This window comes from Pseudomonas sp. NC02 (assembly GCF_002874965.1).
GTDB lineage: Bacteria > Pseudomonadota > Gammaproteobacteria > Pseudomonadales > Pseudomonadaceae > Aquipseudomonas.
On record NZ_CP025624.1, the window covers coordinates 6,574,093 to 6,593,653 of the forward strand.

Here is a 19,561-nt window from a genome sequence, read left to right on the forward strand (position 1 = left end):
CAATGAATCGCCCTGCCACTCCTCGCAAACCCCGCGCCCGCAGCCAGGCCCGGATCGACGCGATCCTCGATGCCGCCCGCACCTTGCTGGCCGCCGAAGGCGTGGCCAGCCTGTCGATCTACAGCGTGGCCGAGCGGGCGCAGATTCCACCGTCATCGGTGTATCACTTCTTCGCCAGCGTGCCGGCGTTGCTGGAGGCGCTGACCGCTGACGTTCATGCGGCCTTTCGCGCGGCCATTCAGGCGCCCATCGATCATGATTCACTCAAGCACTGGCGCGACCTGTCCTGCGTGGTGGAGCAGCGCATGCTCAGCATCTACAGCAACGACGCCGCCGCCCGCCAATTGATCCTGGCCCAGCACGGGTTGACCGAAGTGACACAGGCCGACCGCCAGCACGACCTGGAGCTGGGAAACCTGATGTTTGAGGTGTTCAACCGGCACTTTGAGGTGCCGAGCCTGCCCGCCGATGTCGACGTGTTTGCCCTGGCCCTGGAACTGAGCGACCGCGTCTACGCGCGCTCGGTGCATCAGCACGGGCAAATCACCCCGCGCATGGCCGAGGAAGGCATGCGGGTGTTTGATGCGTATGTGGGGCTTTATCTGCCGGCGTTCTTGCCCAAGCGGGTGGCTGCGCTCTGATTTTTTGTTGCCTGTCCGGGCCTCTTCGCGAGCAAGCCCGCTCCCACATTCGACCGTATTCCAAAGGTAGAACTCGGTCAAATGTGGGAGCGGGCTTGCTCGCGAAAGCAATCTTGAGAACGACAAAAACCCCGACAGGCTTTCACCTTCGGGGTTTGTGCGAACCATTGATCACAACTTGGCGATCGACACCTCGGTGGATTTCACGAAGGCAATCACTTCACTGCCGATCACCAGTTCCAGCTCTTTCACCGAGCGGGTGGTGATCACGGAAGTGACGATACCGGACGCGGTCTGTACGTCGATTTCCGACAGCACGTCGCCTTCGACGATTTCCTTGATGGTGCCTTTGAACTGGTTACGCACGTTGATGGCTTTGATAGTCATGGTCGTTCTTCCTGTGTAAGACAAGTGAGTTATTGAGCCCAACGCAATTGCGTAGGCAGCGGTGAAACAGGTTCGGGTTCCGGCGGGGTGCCGGGCAGCGACAACACACGGTTAAGCACTTCGGTTTCCAGCGCCGCCAGGCGGTGGGAGCCACGCACCCGCGGACGTGGGAGTTCCACGTGCAGGTCGAGGCCGATTTCGCCGTCTTCGATCAAAATCACCCGATCGGCAATGGCCACGGCTTCGCTGACGTCGTGGGTCACCAGCAACACGGTGAAGCCGTGCTTCTGCCAGAGGTTCTCGATCAGTTGCTGCATCTCGATCCGGGTCAGGGCATCCAGCGCCCCCAGCGGTTCGTCCAGCAGCAACAGGCGCGGTTGGTGGATCAGGGCGCGGGCCAGGGCCACGCGCTGCTTCTGGCCACCGGACAACGCCGCCGGCCACTCATTGGCGCGCTCGGCCAGGCCGACCGCTTCCAGCGCTTCCAGTGCCTGCGGGCGCCAGTTGCCCTTGAGGCCAAGGCCCACGTTGTCGATGATCTTTTTCCACGGCAGCAGGCGCGCTTCCTGGAACATCAACCGCGTGTCTTCAATCGCTTCGCTCAGCGGCGCGGAGCCGGCGAGCAGTTCGCCGCCGCTGGCTTTGTCCAGCCCGGCCAGCAGGCGCAGCAAGGTACTTTTGCCGCAGCCACTGCGGCCCACGACCGCCACGAATTGACCGGCAGGAATATGCAGGTCGATTTCCTTCAGCACTTCCCGCGAACCGAAAGCCTTGCGCAACTTGCGCACTGCCAGGGGAATGCCCCGCAGCAGGCGTGGAGGTTGTTGAGCGGTCATGCCGCACCTCCTTTATTCACTTGATAAGCCGGGTGCCAGCGCAGCCAGACTCGCTCCAGGCCTCGCGCCGCCAGGTCTGCCAGCTTGCCGAGGACCGCGTAAAGCACGATCGCCAGAACCACCACGTCGGTCTGCAGGAATTCCCGGGCGTTCATCGCCAGGTAGCCGATACCGGAACTGGCGGAGATGGTTTCCGCGACGATCAACGTCAGCCACATAAAGCCCAGCGCGAAGCGCACGCCCACCAGAATCGAAGGCAAGGCGCCCGGCAAAATCACTTGGCGAAACAGGCTGAAACCGGACAGGCCATAACTGCGGGCCATTTCCACCAGCGCCGGGTCGACGTTGCGGATGCCGTGGTAAGTATTGAGATAGATCGGGAACAGCGTGCCGAGGGCGACCAGGAATATCTTCGCCGTCTCGTCGATGCCGAACCACAGGATCACCAGCGGGATCAGCGCCAGGTGCGGCACGTTGCGGATCATCTGCACCGAGCTGTCCAGCAGGCGTTCACCCCAGGTCGACAGGCCGGTGATAAACCCCAGGGTCAGGCCGATGCTGCCGCCGATCACAAAGCCCAGGCCCGCACGCCAGCCGCTGATGGCCAGGTGGGTCCAGATTTCGCCGCTGCGCACCAGGCTGACACCCGCTTCGATCACCGCGCTGGGCGCCGGCAGAATGCGCGTCGACAACCAGCCGGCCGAGACGGACAGCTGCCATACCGCCAGCAACAGGATCGGCAGCGCCCAGGGCGCCAATCGATGACTTAACTTTTCAAGGTTCATGGCGGCGCCTCAGCTCTGGGACGCAGCTTTGGGAAGAATGTCGTTGGCGACCATTTCGCCGAACGGGCTGACGTAGCCGGCGCCTTTCGGCAACTCGGGACGCTCGATGTCCAGATGCGGGAACAGCAACTCCGCTACGCGATACGACTCTTCCAGGTGTGGATAGCCGGAGAAGATAAAGGTGTCGATACCGAGGTCCGCGTATTCCTTCACCCGCGCGGCCACGGTCGGGCCATCGCCCACCAGTGCCGTGCCGGCGCCACCGCGTACCAGGCCTACGCCCGCCCACAGGTTGGGGCTGACTTCCAGGTTGTCGCGACTGCCGCCGTGCAAGGCGGCCATGCGTTGCTGGCCTACGGAATCAAAGCGCGACAACGACGCCTGGGCGCGGGCGATGGTTTCATCGTCCACGTGGGAGATCAGTTTGTCGGCGGCCTGCCAGGCTTCGGCGTTGGTTTCACGCACGATCACATGCAGGCGAATGCCGAAGCGCAGGGTACGTCCGAGCTTGGCGGCCTTGGCGCGAACCTGTGCAATCTTTTCCGCCACCGCAGCCGGAGGCTCGCCCCAGGTCAGGACCATTTCCACTTGTTCGGCTGCCAGGTCCTGGGCCGCTTCGGAGGAGCCACCGAAATACAGCGGCGGGCGCGGTTGCTGGATCGGCGGATAGAGCAACTTGGCGCCTTTGACGCTGATGTGCTGGCCGTCGTAATCGACGGTCTCGCCTTCCAGTACGCGGCGCCAGATGCGGGTGAACTCCACCGACGCCTGGTAACGCTCTTCATGGCTCAGGAACAAACCGTCGCCGGCCAATTCATCCGGGTCTCCACCGGTCACCAGGTTGAACAACGCCCGGCCGCCGGACAGACGATCCAGGGTCGCGGCCTGACGCGCAGCCACTGTCGGGGAAATGATCCCGGGGCGCAGCGCGACAAGGAATTTCAAGCGTTGGGTCACCGGGATCAGCGACGCCGCCACCAGCCACGAATCTTCGCAGGAGCGGCCGGTGGGGATCAGTACCCCGCCGAAGCCAAGGCGGTCGGCCGCCTGGGCCACTTGCTGCAGATAACCGTGATCAACGGCGCGAGCGCCTTCGGCGGTGCCAAGGTAATGGCCGTCGCCGTGGGTAGGCAGAAACCAGAAAATATTGAGGCTCATGGAGTTGTCTCCTGAAGAAGTCGGATTACGGCGCTTTGGCAACGGCGGCAGGTGGTGTCCAGATCACGTCCTTGATGCTCAAGGGTTTGGGGATCAATTTGAGTTGGTAGAAGCTGTCGGCGATTTTCTGCTGCGCCGCGATCACTTCAGGCGTCAGGAACTGCGCACCGTAGCCCTGGCGTTTTACCGAGGTCAGGGTGATGTCGGCCGGCAGGCCCAGCAGCGGAGCAACTTGTTCGGTGACTTGTTCCGGGTTGGCCTTGGACCATTCGCCCACGGCGCGGACTTCTTCCACCAGCGTCTTGATCACTTCAGGGTGTTTTTCGGCGTACGGCTTGGTGGCCAGGTAGAACTGATGGTTGTCGGCAATGCCGGTGCCGTCACGCAGGGTGCGGGCTTGCAGTTGCTTCTCGGCGGCTGCCTGGTACGGGTCCCAGATCACCCAGGCATCGACGCTGCCACGCTCGAACGCGGCGCGGGCATCGGCGGGCGGCAGGAACACGGTCTGCACGTCGGTGTATTTCAGGCCGGCATCTTCCAGGGCACGTACCAGCAGGTAGTGCACGTTGGAGCCTTTATTGAGGACGACTTTCTTGCCCTTGAGGTCTTGCACCGATTTGATCGGCGAGTCTTTCGGTACCAGGATCGCTTCGCTGGTAGGCGCCGGCGGTTCATAGGCGACGTAGAGCAGATCGGCACCGGCAGCCTGGGCGAACACTGGCGGGGTTTCACCCGTCACGCCGAAGTCGATGGAGCCTACGTTCAACCCTTCCAGCAGCTGCGGGCCGCCGGGAAACTCGGTCCACTGCACTTGCACGCCCTGCTCGGCCAGGCGCTTTTCCAGCGAGCCCTTGGCCTTGAGCAGCACCAGGGTGCCGTATTTCTGATAGCCGATCCGCAAGGTTTCGGCGGCCTGGGCTTGAACAATGGCGCCGAAGGACACAGCCGCAGCAAACAGTGCGACCAGACCACGACGCAAGATGACAGTGCGCATGGCGCTCTCTCCAAATATACGATTAGGGGGTTGGCTGCACCTGCTTGGCCGTTGGCGGCTGAGTAAGGTGAGTAGTACTTGTCGAATTCAGGTAAAGCTGGGTAAGGCTTAAATGCTCCAGCGAGCACTCAACAAACGTTCATTCAACACATTGGGGTCAAGGGGTTTCGGGCGGCGGGCCATGGCGCTGTAGAACGTCTCCAGGGCCTCGCTCAAGCGTTGTTCCAGCACCGGCACCAGTTGCGCCTGGGCGCTGCCTTCGCCGTAGGCGATCTGGCTGTCTTCGGCGAAAATCCCGTGGAGCAATTCCTGGGCTTTCAATGCCGACAGCACCGGCTTCAGCGCGTAGTCCACCGCGAGCATGTGGGCGATGCTGCCGCCGGTGGCCATCGGCAACACTATTTTGTGGGCCAGGGCGCGTTCAGGCAGCAGGTCGAGGATGGTTTTCAGCGCGCCGGAAAACGAAGCCTTGTACACCGGCGTGGCGATCACCAGGCCATCGGCGTTCGCCACTTGCTGCAACAGGTCGATGATTTTCGGGCTATCGAACCGCGCGTGCAGCAAGTCTTCGGCCGGGAAGTCCCGTATCTGATAACTCACCACTTCCACGCCTTGTTGCTGCAACCAGTTGCGGGTGTGATCCAGCAAGACCCCGGACCGGGAACGTTGGCTGGGGCTACCACCAAGTGTTACGACCAGCATGTAGGAAATTCCTTTGGAAAGTGTCGGCGGTTCGCTATGTGGCGATGGCGCCAAGATGGGACAGACCATATCAGCCAATTTATATATCTATAAATCTTATTTTTTCATTTGTTTATTCTTTAAATGCATATGATACCGACTAAATCGCAGGCATAAAAAAAGGCCGTCGAAACGGCCGTAAAACCCCTGCTATGTGAGACTTGAAATGCGCGCAAGTGTGGGAGCGGGCTTGCTCGCGAAAGCGGTGTGTCATTCAAAGATGCATCAACTGACAGTGCGCATTCGCGAGCAAGCCCGCTCCCACATGTGGTTGTGTGTCAGCGATTCGGTTGAGGGGTGAGCCGCAGGTACGGCTTCACCGCCCGGTAACCCTTCGGAAAGCGTTTCTTGATCTCTTCCTCGTCCTTGAGCGACGGCACTATCACCACTTCGTCACCGTCCTGCCAGTTGGCCGGGGTCGCGACTTTGTGGTTGTCGGTCAGTTGCAGCGAGTCGATCACCCGCAGGATTTCGTGGAAGTTGCGACCGGTGCTGGCCGGGTAGGTGATGGTCAGGCGAATCTTTTTGTTCGGATCAATCACGAACAGCGAACGCACGGTAAGGGTGTCACTGGCATTCGGGTGGATCAGGTCGTACAGGTCGGAGACCTTGCGGTCAGCGTCGGCCAGGATCGGGAAGTTGACGATGGTGTTCTGGGTTTCGTTGATGTCTTCGATCCACTTGTGGTGGGAGTCCACCGGGTCCACCGACAGCGCAATGGCCTTGACGCCCCGCTTGGCGAATTCATCCTTGAGCTTGGCGGTGAAACCCAGCTCGGTGGTGCACACCGGGGTAAAGTCCGCCGGGTGGGAAAACAGCACGCCCCAGCTATCGCCCAGCCACTCGTGGAAGCGAATCTTGCCGGCGCTGGAATCCTGTTCAAAGTCGGGGGCGATGTCGCCCAGTCTGAGGCTCATGGTGTGGCTCCTGATGAGTGCTTATGGAGCCCACTGTGCCTGTGTCGCGGATTATTTAAAAAGAATAAATATCGATTTATCTAGACGATAAAGGAATATTAAAAATCTGTTCATTGGACTTGGCAACGGGCGTGGATCAACATCCGCTTCAAGGTTCGAGAAGGCCTTGAGACGCTGTACAAAGAGGGGTTCAGGACGGGCTTGCGGGGGTTGAGCCCGGCTTGAAAAGTAAAGCACCCTGCCCGGCATTGCGCCGGGCAAGGTTTTACGCTCTTACTTGAACGCGTAGGTGTAGCTGAGGATTACGCGGTTTTCGTCCTGGGAACGGGTGTTCGCCAGGTCGGTACGCCACATCGCGTTTTTCCAGGCAACGCCCAGGTTTTTCAGCGGACCTTCTGGAACAACGTAAGCCAGGGTCAGGTCGCGTTCCCACTCGTTACGCTCGCCGACGGTGGTGTCGATGTTGCTACCTTTGAGGTAAACCACACCGGCAGTCAGGCCGGGTACGCCGATCTTGGCGAAGTCATAGGCGTAGCGAGCTTGCCAGGTACGTTCGCCAGCACGGGCAAACTTCTGGATTTGCATGTCGGTGATGGTGCTGTTAGACGAGCCGTCACCTTGGTTCAGCCAAGGGAAGTCGCTGTCGCCCTTGGTGTACTGGTAGCCAGCACCGAAGGTGTGACCGGCAACCGAGTACAGCGCCAGGTAGCTGTACAGGTCGTTGTCGACCTTACCTTTGACCTTGGTGGCGTTGGTCGGATGATCCGAGTAGTAGCCGGAGGTGTAGTAACCGGCAGTATCACCGTTGGCACCGTTGTCACGGCTGCGGTAGTAGCGCAGGTCACTTTTCAGGACGCCAGGACCGATCGCCCAGTTGTGGACCAGGCCCAGGAAGTTCTGAGAGTAGAAATCCTTCAGCTCGCCGAAGTAGTACGAAGCGGTCAGGTCTTTGTTGATTTTGTAGTCAGCACCGGCGTAGTAGAACTTGTTGACGAAGTTACCAGCGTCGTAGTTCGAGCTGCCGTTGGCACCGGCCAGGGACAGACCTTCATTGTTGCTGGAGTTACGGCCTTTGGAGTGCTCGATCTGACCAGCAGTCAGGGTCAGGTCCTTGAACTCGTTCGAAGAGATCTCGCCGCCCTGGAAGGTTTGTGGCAACAGACGACCGTCGTTGGTCTTGATCACCGGGTTGTTCGGCTGCAAGGTACCGATCTTCAGCACGGTTTGGGAGATCTTGACCTTACCGGTCACGCCCAGGCTGGCGAAATCGTGAACGGCCTTGTTGCCATCACTTGGGAACACGGTGCCGCCGGAAGCAGTACCAGTGTAGTTACCGTGATCAGCGCGGCTGGAATCCAGACGCACGCCGTACAGGCCGATGGCGTCAAGACCGAAGCCCACAGTACCTTGGGTAAAACCCGAGATGAAACGCAGGTCGAAACCCTGACCCCATTCAGCGTTTTTGCTGCGGGTGTTCGAGGTAGCCGATGGCTTCAGATCGCGGTTGTCGGTGTTGATGTAAAAGTTACGTACGCCCAGCGTGATCTTGCTGTCATCGATAAAACCAGCGGCGCCTGCTTGTTGGGCGATTGCCCCCAAAGCTACGGCCAACGCCAATGTTGACTTCTTCATGTACCGCTCCTCTCATTTCTAATTTTTGTATTTCTTAGGTCTCGGGTCTGACGCCCTCGATCCACAGATGCGCGATTAGCACCGGATAGTGACTGACAAGTCAATCGTAACCTTGTGTGTCTACTACTTTCGTCTAACCGCAGTTAATTTGGTCCTTGCAGGGTAATGAGTTTTTCATACACCCAAAAAGAATTGTTTCGTCCTTTTTCATACCATTCAGGAATAACGCTTTCCATGGGACGGTCAAGCCGACAGGCGATGCCGCTCCATAAGCGTTTTCCGAAAGAGTATGTCTTTGCGCTTTTTTAGATCGTTTTGTGTTGACCAAACGGGGTCATACGTCACTCACGATCAAAAACGCGACGCCATCATGGCCAAACGCACATCATTCCGTCAATTTGTTACAGTTTTTGTATCGATGAAACTTTTCTGCCGTCCCAGCAATCCACCTCACCGTAACCGGTGATAATGTCACTTTGATGTCAGTTATATGTATAAATTGGCAAACCCTGTGTTCAGGGCCGATGCGTCCGCCGAGGAGCACGACTCGCCAAAGTGACAGGCGAGAGGATTGCCCCCTCGCCCCTTAGCCTTACAACGCCTTTTCGAAAATCTTCGAATTACGCTGATAGTTGTATAACGACGCCCGCGCCGACGGCAGGCGATCCACCGTGCTCGGCACAAAACCACGTTCGCGGAACCAGTGGGCGGTACGGGTCGTCAGCACGAAGAGCGTCTTCAAACCCTGGGCCCGGGCACGGGTCTCGATGCGCTCCAGCAGCTCGTCACCGCGACCGCCATGACGGTACTCCGGGTTCACGGCCAGGCACGCCAGCTCCCCTGCGTCGGAGTCGGCGATCTGATACAGCGCCGCACAGGCGATGATCATGCCTTCACGTTCCACCACGCTGAACTGCTCGATTTCCCGCTCCAGCACTTCCCGGGAACGACGCACCAGAATCCCCTGCTCTTCCAGCGGGCTGATCAGGTCCAGCAACCCGCCGACGTCTTCAATCGCCGCTTCGCGCACCAGTTCGAACTGTTCCTGGGCCACCAGCGTACCGCCGCCATCCCGGGTGAACAGCTCGGTCAGCAAGGCACCATCTTCGGCATAACTGACAATGTGGCTGCGCCCTACGCCGCCACGGCAAGCCTCGGCGGCCGCGTCCAGCAATTCGGCTTGGTAGTTGTTGCCCAGGCGTTGCAGGTGCGCGGGCACCTGTTGCGGCCGCAATTCACGCACCAGGCGGCCGTGCTCGTCGATCAGGCCGAGATCGGCACCGAACAGCAGCAACTTGTCCGCGCCCAGGTCGATGGCCGCGCGGGTGGCGACGTCTTCACAGGCGAGGTTGAAGATTTCGCCGGTAGGCGAGTAGCCCAGCGGCGACAGCAGCACGATGGAGCGCTCGTCCAGCAGGCGGTTGATGCCCTTGCGGTCGACCCGGCGCACTTCGCCGGTGTGGTGATAGTCGACGCCTTCAAGCACACCGATCGGGCGCGCCGTCACCAGGTTGCCGCTGGCCACCCGCAGGCGCGAGCCCTGCATCGGCGAGGACGCCATGTCCATCGACAACCGCGCTTCGATGGCGATACGCAGATGGCCGACCGCGTCGATCACACACTCCAGGGTTGCGGCATCGGTGATGCGCAAGCCTTCGTGGTAAGCCGGGGTCAGGCCGCGGGCGGCGAGGCGGGTTTCAATTTGCGGGCGCGAACCGTGGACCAGCACCAGTCGCACGCCCAGGCTGTGGAGCAGCACCAGGTCGTGGACGATATTGCCGAAGTTCGGGTGCTCTACACCATCGCCCGGCAGCATGACGACAAAGGTGCAATCCCGGTGGGCATTGATGTAAGGCGAAGCGTGACGAAGCCAATTGACGTATTCGGGCATAAAAACCTGGGCCTGTAATAAAAAGCAGCCAAAAAAGGATGAATCGCAAAAACGCACAGCGGGCTGTTGGTTATCGTCGGAACAGGCTTGGCGACACGCTCGCTCTCCTTCTATGTACGGATGGGCAGGGGTTAATTTATGCAGGTGTCAGGCAGTAATGTTGAATCAGTTCACGCAATAGACGCACTGTAGGCGTCAAGCGTGACATTTCAAGGTACTCGCCTGGCTGGTGGGCGCAGGCGATATCGCCAGGGCCAAGCACCAGGGTCTCGCAACCAAGGCGCTGAAGATAAGGCGCTTCGGTGCCGAACGCCACTGCTTCGGCGCGATGACCGGTAAGTCGTTCAGCTACCCGCACCAACTCTGCATCCTCGGTCTGCTCGAACGGCGGCACTTCGGGGAACAGCGGCGCATAGTCGATCTTCACCTGATGGCGCTCGGCCAAGGGTTCAAGCTTCTGCCGGATGGCAGCGCGCAGCACCTGGGGATCCATGCCCGGCAGGGGCCGCAGGTCGAATTCCAGGGAGCATTGGCCGCAGATGCGGTTGGGGTTGTCGCCACCGTGGATGCAGCCGAAGTTCATGGTCGGCTGTGGCACGCTGAACTGCGGATTGCGGTATTCGCGCTGCCAAGCCAGGCGCAGGCCACGCAGTTCGCCAATGGCGTCGTGCATGGCTTCGAGGGCGCTGTGGCCCAGGCTTGGGTCCGACGAATGGCCGCTGCGCCCGAGGATATCGATGCGCTCCATCATTACGCCCTTGTGCAGGCGGATGGGTTTGAGGCCGGTGGGTTCACCGATCACCGCCGCACGGCCCAAGGGACGACCCGCCTCGGCCAGTGCACGAGCACCGGCCATGGAGCTTTCTTCATCGCAGGTAGCAAGAATCAGCAGCGGCTGCTTGAAAGGCTGGTCGAGCAACGGCTGGACGGCTTCGATCACCAGGGCGAAAAAGCCCTTCATGTCACAGCTGCCCAGTCCTACCCAGCGGCCGTCGACTTCCGTCAGCTTGAGCGGATCGGTCTGCCATAGGGCGCCGTCGTACGGCACGGTGTCACTGTGGCCCGCCAACACCAGGCCGCCAGGGCCGGTGCCGAAACTGGCCAACAGGTTGAATTTGCCTGGGCTGACCTGCTGGATGTCGCAGGCAAAGCCCAGGTCTGCCAGCCAGGTGGCGAGCAAATCGATGACCGGGCGGTTGGATTGGTCGAGAGAGGCCTGGGTACAACTGACCGAAGGCGCGGCAATCAGCGCGGCGAATTGTTCTTTCATGGACGGTAAAGGCATGCGCTGTCTCTCAACTTCCCGGACGAACCCCATCATAGAGCTATCTGAGTGACACAATAAACCGTTGCGGCACGTTGCCGGGCTCAGTCCTGTACACTGCACGACCTTGGCAGCCACTCTTTTCCCCGGCTGCGCTCCCGATCCTGGATTTTCCGGCCATGCAGAAAGAAACCGAAATCAAGCTCCGTGTCAGCCGCGAAACCCTCGCCGCGCTGCGTGAGCACCCGTTACTGAAAAAACGCAACAAAAGTGGCTGGGAACGCCGTGAGTTGATGAACCAGTACTTCGACACCCCGGAACGCGACCTGGCCCAGGCCAAAGTGGCCCTGCGCCTGCGCAAAGACGGCGACGAAGTGATCCAGACCCTCAAGACCCGTGGCCAGAGCGTCGCCGGCTTGTCGGAACGCAATGAGTACAACTGGGACCTGGCCAAAGCCAAGCTCGACGTGAAGAAACTCGACGGCGAATGCTGGCCCGAGCAACTGGCCGAGCTGGACAAAAAGACCCTCAAGCCGATCTTCACCACCGATTTCGTCCGCGAACGCGCTGAAATCGCCTGGGGCCGCGGCAAGGCCAAGGTGGTGATCGAAGCCGCCCTGGACCTGGGCCACGTGGTTGCCGGCAAGCAGAAAGAAGAAATCTGCGAGCTGGAACTGGAACTGCGCGAAGGCGACCCGGCCGCCCTGCTGGAGCTGGCCGCTGAACTGGCCGCGACCCTGGCGCTGATGCCGTGCGATATCAGCAAGGCCGAGCGTGGCTATCGCCTGTTCGACGCCAACAGCTACTCCCTGAGCCTGCCGGCACCGCTGCTGCACGCCGAAATGCCGCTGGACGACGCATTTGCTGCCGTCATGTGGCATCTGTTGGGCAGCAGCCAGCGCCTGGCCGAGCAATACCGTTTCAACGGCCACTGGCGTCTGCTGCAGGACTGGGTGGAAAACCTCGGCGAACTGCGGGCCCTGCTCGGCAGCCTCGGCCAGGCCGCACCGCGTCAGTCCACCAGCGAATTGCGCGCCGCACTGGACGCCTTGCTGGAAGACTGGCGTCCGCTGGTCCAGGCCGGTGACGACGATGAAGACATCCGCAAGGCCGCGCCGGAGCAGTTCGCCGAAGAACTGGAAGACGTGCGCTGGGGCTTGTTCTCCCTGACCACTTCCCGCTGGCTGCTGGCCCGCACCTGGGCCGCGGATCGCAACGTGCGTGGCAATCGCCAGGGCGCTGCACAGCTGGCCAACTGGCTGCCGCGCCTGCTGGCCGATGACGCCGTTGCCCTGCAACTGCCGCGCTACCAGCAACAGCCGGAAGACCTGGCCGAGCAACTGCCGCGTATCGAACGCATCCTGGCCTGGCTGCACCATGCACGCCAGGTGCTGGATATCGCCGAGCTGGACCGTTTGTATGGCGAGCTGAACAAGCTGGCGCACCTGGCCAACCAGCCGATCACCGATGAGTCGCTGGATGCGCGGATGCATCAGGCGATTGCGGTGTATCAGAATCGCGCCTGGAAAACCCTGCTGCGCCTGTAAAACCTTGTGGCGAGGGAGCTTGCTCCCTCTTCACTAAAATCAGGCCAAGACAACTATCAGCGCAACACCGGCAAACTCGTGGTGGACTTGATCTCCGACAAGGCCACTATCGAGTTGACCTCCTGAATCCCCGGCACCATCGACAGCTTCTCAAAGAAAAACCGCTCATACGCCTCGATGTCCGACGTGACGATCCGCAGTAAAAAGTCCACCGCCCCCATCAGCACATAACATTCCAACACTTCCGGAAAACCGCGAATCGCCTCGGTGAATTCAGTGAAGTTGGAACGGCCGTGGGCGTTGAGTTTCACCTCGGCAAAAATCTGCGTATTAAGGCCGATTTTCTTGCGATCCAGCAGGGTGACCTGGCCGCGAATCACACCCTCCTCTTTCAGCCGCTGAATCCGGCGCCAGCACGGCGACTGCGACAGGCCGACCTGTTCGGCGATCTGCGCGCTGGAGAGCGAAGCGTCTTCCTGCAACAGCGCGAGAATGCGCCGGTCGTACACGTCCAATTCAGCGTGCATAGAAATACCCATTAATCATGATTTAAAGAATTACATGATTCTCTTATAAGCCAATACAGGCTGTTTTAGATAAGAAATCTCCCGCGACGAATGCAAAAATTTCTCCAGTCGAATCCGGAGAATCATCATGCACGTCGTCGAAGCCTCCCACCCCGCCCAACGCGTTGACGCCTGGGCCGTCAGCAATGCCCACTGCCAGGCGCACTATCAAATCCTCGCCGAGGCTGAACCCGACGTGTTGTGCCGGGTGCTCAACTATTTTGCCCTGCAGTTCCTGGTGCCACGTCAGGTGAGCGTGCAGCGTGAAGACGACCTGCTGGCGATCGATATCGTGATGGATGGCCTGAGCTGGCACCGGGCCCAGGTGATCGGCGAAAAACTTCGTAACCTGATCAGTGTGTGCTCGCTGGAGCTGCGCCCGGTAGATGCTGCGCGGCCTCTGGCGGTCCAGGCGGCCGCTCAGTAAAAGCCTGCAATAAACCCCGGAGGCCGAAGCGCAAAGCGTGACTAGCCTGAGGACTACGCCTAATCGTTGCCCAGGAACGTCACCATGTCCGTTGCGCCAAATCCCCAGGATCGCTGGCTGGAAATCCATCAGTTGTTGCCTGCCCTGATCGACCAGGGCCTGGTGCCCGCCGACCTGGCTCTACCGGCGAACAGTGGGCTGCATCCCCTGGAATGCATTGCCAGCCATGGGCCGTCTCTGGAAATGCTGACCGAATGGCTCGCCCGCCACTGCGGCCAGCCCTACCTGCGTATCGACCCGTTGAAAATCGACGTCGCGGCGGTGGTGCCGCTGATGTCCTATGCCTTTGCCCAGCGCCACAAGATCCTGGCCGTTGCGGTCGACGCCCACAGCGTTACCGTCGCCAGTGCCCAGCCTTACGTGTGCAGTTGGGAAGCCGGCCTGGCTCAGGTGTTGAAGCGCTCCATCAAGCGGGTGCTGGCCAATCCCCAGGAGATCCAGCGCTGCACCGTGGAGTTTTACCGACTGGCGAAATCGGTCAGCGGCGCCATTGATCAAAAAACCTCCGGCGCGCCGAATATCGAACAACTGCTCAATCTCGGCGCCAGCGACCAGGAGCCCGACGCCAACGACGCGCACATCGTCAACATCGTCGACTGGCTGTTGCAGTACGCCTTTGGCCAGCGGGCCAGTGATATCCATATCGAACCCGGACGCGATCAGGGGCGCGTGCGTTTTCGCATCGACGGGCTGCTGCATGACGTCTATCAATTCCCATCCCAGGTGACGATGGCGGTGGTCAGCCGCCTGAAAAGCCTGGGCCGGATGAACGTGGCGGAAAAACGCAAACCCCAGGACGGCCGGGTGAAGACCAAAAGCCCCACGGGCGGGGAAGTGGAGCTGCGCCTGTCGACCTTGCCCATAGCCTTCGGCGAAAAGCTGGTGATGCGAATTTTTGACCCGCAGGTGCTGCACAAGGATTTCCAGCAACTGGGACTTTCCAGCGACGATCTGCAACGCTGGCAATCCATGACCGGCCAGGCCAACGGCATCATCCTGGTCACCGGCCCTACCGGCTCCGGCAAGACCAGCACGCTGTACACCACGCTCAAGCAATTGGCCACTCGCGAGGTCAACCTGTGCACCGTCGAAGACCCGATCGAGATGGTGGAGCCGGCCTTCAACCAGATGCAGGTGCAGCACAACATCGACCTGACCTTCGCCAGCGGCATCCGCGCCCTGATGCGCCAGGACCCGGACATCATCATGATCGGCGAGATTCGCGACCTGGAAACCGCAGAAATGGCGATCCAGGCCGCCCTGACCGGGCATCTGGTGCTGTCGACGTTGCACACCAACGATGCGCCCGGCGCCATCAGCCGCTTGCTGGAACTGGGCATTCCCCATTACCTGATCAATGCCACGCTGCTGGGGGTGATGGCCCAGCGCCTGGTCAGGCTGTTGTGCCCGCACTGCAAGCGGCAAGCCGGGCAGGTCCATCAGGCAGTGGGTTGCGGCGAGTGCCGGGAAAGTGGCTATCGGGGTCGAGCCGGGGTCTACGAGATCATGCTGATGAACGATCGCCTCAAGGCCCTGGTCAGCCCGGGCACCGACCTCCAGGCCCTGCGTCTGGCGGCCCTTGACCAGGGAATGTGCAGCTTGCGGTCCGCCGGTATGCGCAAGGTAATGGCAGGACTGACAACACTTGAAGAGGTACTGCGAGTGACGCCTGGGGATTCAGAAACAAATCCTTTGATCGATGGCGCGGTAATCCGTCCTTATCCGTGACAACACCGTTACAATCGGAAAAACCTCGCTTCACCGTCACCAGACAAGGAATCGTTATGCAGATCGGAACCGTACTGCTTCTTTTTGTAGGCTTGGCCGTCGCCATCCTCTTCATGGGTTTCAAGGTGGTCCCGCAGGGTTACCAGTGGACAGTCGAGCGCTTCGGCCGCTACACCAACACCCTCAAGCCCGGCCTGAACATCATCATTCCGGTCATGGACCGCATCGGTCGCAAGATCAACGTGATGGAAAGCGTGCTGGATATCCCACCCCAGGAAGTCATCACCGCTGACAACGCCACGGTGCAGATCGACGCCGTGTGCTTCTTCCAGGTGGTCAATACCGCCCAGGCTGCCTACGAGGTGAACAACCTCGAACACGCCATCCGCAACCTGTTGCAAACCAACATCCGTACCGTGCTCGGCTCCATGGAGCTGGATGCGATGCTCAGCCAGCGTGACGGCATCAACGAAAAACTGCTGCGCACCGTCGACGAAGCCACCGCACCGTGGGGCATCAAGATCACCCGGATCGAGATCAAGGACATCAGCCCGCCTGCCGACCTGATGGCCGCCATGTCCGGCCAGATGAAGGCCGAGCGGATCAAGCGTGCGCAGATCCTCGAGGCCGAAGGCCTGCGAGCCTCCGCGATCCTGACCGCCGAAGGCAAGAAGCAGGCGCAGATCCTGGAGGCCGAAGGTGGTCGTCAGGCCGCCTTCCTGGAATCCGAAGCCCGCGAACGTCAGGCCGAGGCCGAAGCCCGCGCCACTCAAGTGGTATCGGAAGCCATCGCCACCGGTAACGTGCAGGCCATCAACTACTTCGTCGCCCAGAAATACATCGACGCACTGGGCAAGCTGGCCTCGGCCAACAACAGCAAGGTGATCCTGATGCCGCTGGAAGCCAGCCAGGTGATTGGCGCAGTCGGCGGCATCGGCGAAATCGTCAAGGCAACCTTCGACAACAAGAAAGCCTGAGGCACGCACCATGTGGGAATTCCTGCAGCACCTGTCGTTTTGGGACTGGCTGGCACTGGGCACGGTGCTGTTGATCCTTGAAGTGTTCGGTGCCGGTGGTTATCTGCTGTGGATGGGCATCGCCGCGGCAGCCGTGGGCGTGATCAAGTTCCTGGTGCCGAGCCTGGGGCTGGAGTGGCAACTGCTGCTGTTCGCCGTGTTGTCGATCCTCACGGCGGTGTACTGGTGGCGACGCCAGCGCAGCAGCGCCAAGGTCAGCGACCAGCCGGGGCTGAACATGCGCGGCTCCGAGTTGATCGGTCGCACCTTTGTGGTGCATCAGGCCATCGTCGAGGGCCGTGGCAAGATCAAGGTGGGTGACGGTGTGTGGATGGCATCCGGGCCGGACGCGCCGGCTGGGGCACACGTACGTGTCATTGGTCAGGAAGGCGTGATTTTGCAGGTTGAAACTGTTTAGTCATCCATGGAACTCGGCTGGGCTATCTACAATCAAACTGTTCAGATAACCCAGTCGGAGTCACCCATCATGCGTCTAAAATATGCTGTCGCAACCCTCGCTGTGCTTTCCCTTCCCGTCGGTTCAGCCATGGCCGACAGCTTCTGGCGTAATGTCATCTCATCGGGTGCCACGACCGGCTCGACGTACCTGACCTTCAAGGACCACAAAATGGTAGTCGCCGCCCAGGACGACGCCGGTAGCTTCGTCGCCAGTGACGGCAACATCCGTGGCCCATACCTGGAAGCTGCGATGCAGAAAGTCCGCGCCGATAACCCTGGCCTCAAGGCCACGGATATGGACCTGGCGAACGCAATCCTGGCAAAAAACGCCATTGCTTCCGAGTAATACCGCCGCATAAAAAATGCCGTTCCTCGAGAGCGGCATTTTTTTGCCCTGATTTCCTACGCCAGACGCTGGCGATTCCGCATCTGAACAGGAAAAGTCCTGTCGAGTTGCAGGCGCGCCCGGCAACAAGCTATCGATTCCCTTCAGACTGAGTGAATCGATGACCATGCAAAAACTCTCCTACGCCCTGCTGCTCGCCGCGGTTGCCACGCCTTATGCCCAGGCAGAAAGCTGGTACGGGTCGGCAAAGCTCAACAGCGCCCGGCAGAATCTCTCAAGCTCACTGCTGACCAGCCCACGCGTAACCCACCGGGTAGAAGCCCCCGACAGCAGCAAGACGTTCACCGGCTCATTCGCCGTGGGCTATGCCTTTGCCGATGGCTGGCGCCTGGAGGGGGAATACACGATGCCCAGCCACTCGACCTTCAAATCCCATTGGGCACCGTTCAATGCCAACGTCAACAGCCTGCGCACCGACAGCCAGCGCCTGATGCTCAACGGTTATAAAAACATCCCGATCAATGAATGGCTGTCGTTCTACGGTATGGCGGGAGTCGGCGTGGCCCAGGTTGACGCCGAGGGTTACCAGACCAACGACACCCGCCGTTTCGCCAGCAATCGCCAATACAACTTCGCCTACAGCGTTGGCCTGGGGCTGGATGCCAAGGTCAGCGAAACCCTGACCCTGGGTACCGGCTGGCGTTACGTGGACATGGGCGGGATCGAGACCGGCTACAACACGTTCGCCAATCGGATAAACGCCCGGGACGAACAGCTCAAAGGCAAGCTCAAAGAGCAGAACGTGTTTCTTGAGGCACGCGTTGCCTTCTGACACCGATGCTGAAATGCCGCTCCCGAGGCGGCATTTTTTGTTTCAGGCGGGACGATTCATTCACAGACGACAGGCTATATTCAGTCGAGCCGTGCAACCATGCCCGGCATTGATATGCTTTTTTCTCATCGCCTTCTGAAACGGATGCCTTCAACGTCATGAGCCAACTGCCCTTTCTGCCGTTCTCCAAGCCCACCATTGATGAAGCCACCATCTCGGCGGTAGGCGACGTACTGCGCTCCGGCTGGATCACCAGCGGGCCGAAAGTGCAGGCGTTCGAGGCGCAGTTGTCGGAATATTTTGGGGGGCGCCCGGTGCGTACCTTCAACTCGGGCACCTGCACCATGGAGATTGCCTTGCGCATCGCCGGTATCGGGCCTGGTGACGAAGTCATCACCACCCCGATTTCGTGGGTAGCCACGGCCAACGTGATTCTGGAAGTCGGTGCCACGCCGGTGTTCGCCGACATCGACCCGGTGACCCGCAATATCGACCTGGCCAAGGTGGAAGCCGCGATCACACCGCGCACCAAGGCAATCATCCCGGTATACCTGGCGGGCCTGCCGTTGGACATGCCATTGCTCTACGCGCTGGCCAACAAATACAACCTGCGCATCGTCGAAGATGCAGCCCAGGCCCTGGGTTCCAGCTGGGATGGCCAACGCATTGGCGCTACCGGCGATTTCGTATCGTTCAGCTTCCAGGCGAACAAGAACATCACCTCGTCCGAAGGCGGCTGCCTGGTATTGAACAACGCTGAAGAAGCGCGCCTGGCGGAAAAATATCGCCTGCAGGGCGTGACCCGCACCGGCTTCGATGGCCTGGACGTGGATGTGTTGGGCGGCAAGTTCAACATGACCGACATCGCAGCAGCCATCGGCCTGGGCCAGTTTGCCCATATCGAGAAGATCACTGCCCACCGCCAGGAACTGGCGCGTCACTATTTCGAATGCTTCGGCAGTGATTTTGAAGCGCAGTACGGTGCGCAATTGCCACCGGCAGACTTCGAAAACAGCAACTGGCACCTGTTCCAGCTGGTACTGCCGGAGCGCCAGGACGGCCTGCCCGCACGCGCCACGTTCATGGAGCAGATGCAGGCCCATGGCGTCGGCATTGGCTATCACTACCCGCCGATCCACCTGCTGAGCTTGTACAAGGCGCAGGGATTCAAGGAAGGCATGTTCCCGGTAGCGGAAAAAGTGGGGCGTTTGATTGTGTCGTTGCCGATGTTCACGGCGATGACGAAGGCGGACGTAGAGCGTTCGGTAGCGGCGGTAAAAGCAGTATTGAAACGCGGATAAAACCTTTGCGGGAGCCGATTGCCGGCTCCCGCA

Annotated in this window: 20 protein-coding genes; 9 read left to right on the forward strand and 11 right to left on the reverse strand. The window is 60.3% G+C overall.

Going from position 1 to position 19,561, the window contains the following annotated elements:
• Positions 1-2: 2 nt before the first annotated feature.
• Positions 3-641, forward strand: a complete 639-nt coding sequence (locus C0058_RS31035; RefSeq protein WP_003213896.1) for a TetR/AcrR family transcriptional regulator — start codon at positions 3-5, stop codon at positions 639-641.
• A 171-nt stretch (positions 642-812) separates the two neighbouring features.
• Here C0058_RS31035 and C0058_RS31040 read toward each other — a convergent pair whose 3' ends face one another.
• The 10 genes from C0058_RS31040 to argE form a co-directional block, all read right to left on the reverse strand.
• Positions 813-1,028: a molybdopterin-binding protein gene (locus C0058_RS31040; protein WP_003213899.1), complete on the reverse strand. Its 216-nt coding sequence runs from the start codon at positions 1,026-1,028 to the stop codon at positions 813-815.
• A gap of 29 nt (positions 1,029-1,057) precedes the next feature.
• The gene (gene ssuB, locus C0058_RS31045) at positions 1,058-1,864 is read right to left on the reverse strand and encodes an aliphatic sulfonates ABC transporter ATP-binding protein (protein ID WP_003213901.1); all 807 of its coding nucleotides are present in this window, start codon (positions 1,862-1,864) and stop codon (positions 1,058-1,060) included.
• Entirely contained in the window at positions 1,861-2,649 is a 789-nt protein-coding gene (ssuC, locus tag C0058_RS31050) for an aliphatic sulfonate ABC transporter permease SsuC (protein ID WP_008438905.1), read from the reverse strand. The genes ssuB and ssuC overlap by 4 nt, the downstream gene beginning before the upstream one ends.
• Before the next feature lie 9 nt (positions 2,650-2,658).
• Positions 2,659-3,807 (reverse strand): FMNH2-dependent alkanesulfonate monooxygenase, encoded by a 1,149-nt coding sequence (gene ssuD / locus C0058_RS31055; RefSeq protein ID WP_003213905.1) that lies wholly within the window; start codon positions 3,805-3,807, stop codon positions 2,659-2,661.
• Positions 3,808-3,832: 25 nt separating this feature from the next.
• Positions 3,833-4,801, reverse strand: a complete 969-nt coding sequence (locus C0058_RS31060; RefSeq protein ID WP_003213907.1) for a sulfonate ABC transporter substrate-binding protein — start codon at positions 4,799-4,801, stop codon at positions 3,833-3,835.
• Between the two features lie 108 nt (positions 4,802-4,909).
• On the reverse strand, positions 4,910-5,503 hold the full coding sequence (gene ssuE / locus C0058_RS31065) for an NADPH-dependent FMN reductase (RefSeq protein ID WP_003213909.1): 594 nt from the start codon (positions 5,501-5,503) through the stop codon (positions 4,910-4,912).
• A 317-nt stretch (positions 5,504-5,820) separates the two neighbouring features.
• Positions 5,821-6,459 carry a peroxiredoxin gene (locus tag C0058_RS31070; protein WP_003213910.1) on the reverse strand — a complete coding sequence of 213 codons (639 nt, stop codon included), beginning with the start codon at positions 6,457-6,459 and terminating at the stop codon, positions 5,821-5,823.
• A 273-nt stretch (positions 6,460-6,732) separates the two neighbouring features.
• Complete coding sequence (locus C0058_RS31075) at positions 6,733-8,091, reverse strand: OprD family porin (protein ID WP_003213912.1); 1,359 nt, start codon at positions 8,089-8,091, stop codon at positions 6,733-6,735.
• Positions 8,092-8,683: 592 nt separating this feature from the next.
• Complete coding sequence (gene argA / locus C0058_RS31080) at positions 8,684-9,982, reverse strand: amino-acid N-acetyltransferase (protein ID WP_003213914.1); 1,299 nt, start codon at positions 9,980-9,982, stop codon at positions 8,684-8,686.
• 136 nt (positions 9,983-10,118) lie between these two features.
• Positions 10,119-11,267 (reverse strand): acetylornithine deacetylase, encoded by a 1,149-nt coding sequence (gene argE, locus C0058_RS31085; protein WP_102370129.1) that lies wholly within the window; start codon positions 11,265-11,267, stop codon positions 10,119-10,121.
• A 158-nt stretch (positions 11,268-11,425) separates the two neighbouring features.
• Here argE and C0058_RS31090 point away from each other — a divergent pair, with 158 nt between their 5' ends.
• Entirely contained in the window at positions 11,426-12,793 is a 1,368-nt protein-coding gene (locus tag C0058_RS31090; RefSeq protein WP_008438903.1) for an inorganic triphosphatase, read from the forward strand.
• 56 nt (positions 12,794-12,849) lie between these two features.
• Here C0058_RS31090 and C0058_RS31095 read toward each other — a convergent pair whose 3' ends face one another.
• The gene (locus tag C0058_RS31095) at positions 12,850-13,320 is read right to left on the reverse strand and encodes an Lrp/AsnC family transcriptional regulator (protein ID WP_087693276.1); all 471 of its coding nucleotides are present in this window, start codon (positions 13,318-13,320) and stop codon (positions 12,850-12,852) included.
• A 127-nt stretch (positions 13,321-13,447) separates the two neighbouring features.
• Here C0058_RS31095 and C0058_RS31100 point away from each other — a divergent pair, with 127 nt between their 5' ends.
• From C0058_RS31100 to C0058_RS31130, 7 genes are all read left to right on the forward strand, one after another.
• Positions 13,448-13,786 carry a hypothetical protein gene (locus C0058_RS31100; RefSeq protein ID WP_102370130.1) on the forward strand — a complete coding sequence of 113 codons (339 nt, stop codon included), beginning with the start codon at positions 13,448-13,450 and terminating at the stop codon, positions 13,784-13,786.
• A gap of 84 nt (positions 13,787-13,870) precedes the next feature.
• On the forward strand, positions 13,871-15,574 hold the full coding sequence (locus tag C0058_RS31105; RefSeq protein WP_102370131.1) for a GspE/PulE family protein: 1,704 nt from the start codon (positions 13,871-13,873) through the stop codon (positions 15,572-15,574).
• A 56-nt stretch (positions 15,575-15,630) separates the two neighbouring features.
• Positions 15,631-16,551 (forward strand): SPFH domain-containing protein, encoded by a 921-nt coding sequence (locus C0058_RS31110; protein WP_003213925.1) that lies wholly within the window; start codon positions 15,631-15,633, stop codon positions 16,549-16,551.
• A gap of 10 nt (positions 16,552-16,561) precedes the next feature.
• Positions 16,562-17,008, forward strand: a complete 447-nt coding sequence (locus C0058_RS31115; RefSeq protein WP_008438897.1) for an NfeD family protein — start codon at positions 16,562-16,564, stop codon at positions 17,006-17,008.
• A gap of 69 nt (positions 17,009-17,077) precedes the next feature.
• A complete protein-coding gene (locus C0058_RS31120) occupies positions 17,078-17,395 on the forward strand; it encodes a DUF2388 domain-containing protein (protein WP_008438896.1) in 318 nt (105 codons plus the stop codon).
• A 160-nt stretch (positions 17,396-17,555) separates the two neighbouring features.
• A complete protein-coding gene (locus C0058_RS31125; protein WP_008438895.1) occupies positions 17,556-18,227 on the forward strand; it encodes an outer membrane protein in 672 nt (223 codons plus the stop codon).
• Between the two features lie 158 nt (positions 18,228-18,385).
• Complete coding sequence (locus C0058_RS31130) at positions 18,386-19,528, forward strand: DegT/DnrJ/EryC1/StrS aminotransferase family protein (RefSeq protein WP_003213934.1); 1,143 nt, start codon at positions 18,386-18,388, stop codon at positions 19,526-19,528.
• The last annotated feature ends 33 nt before the right edge of the window (positions 19,529-19,561 follow it).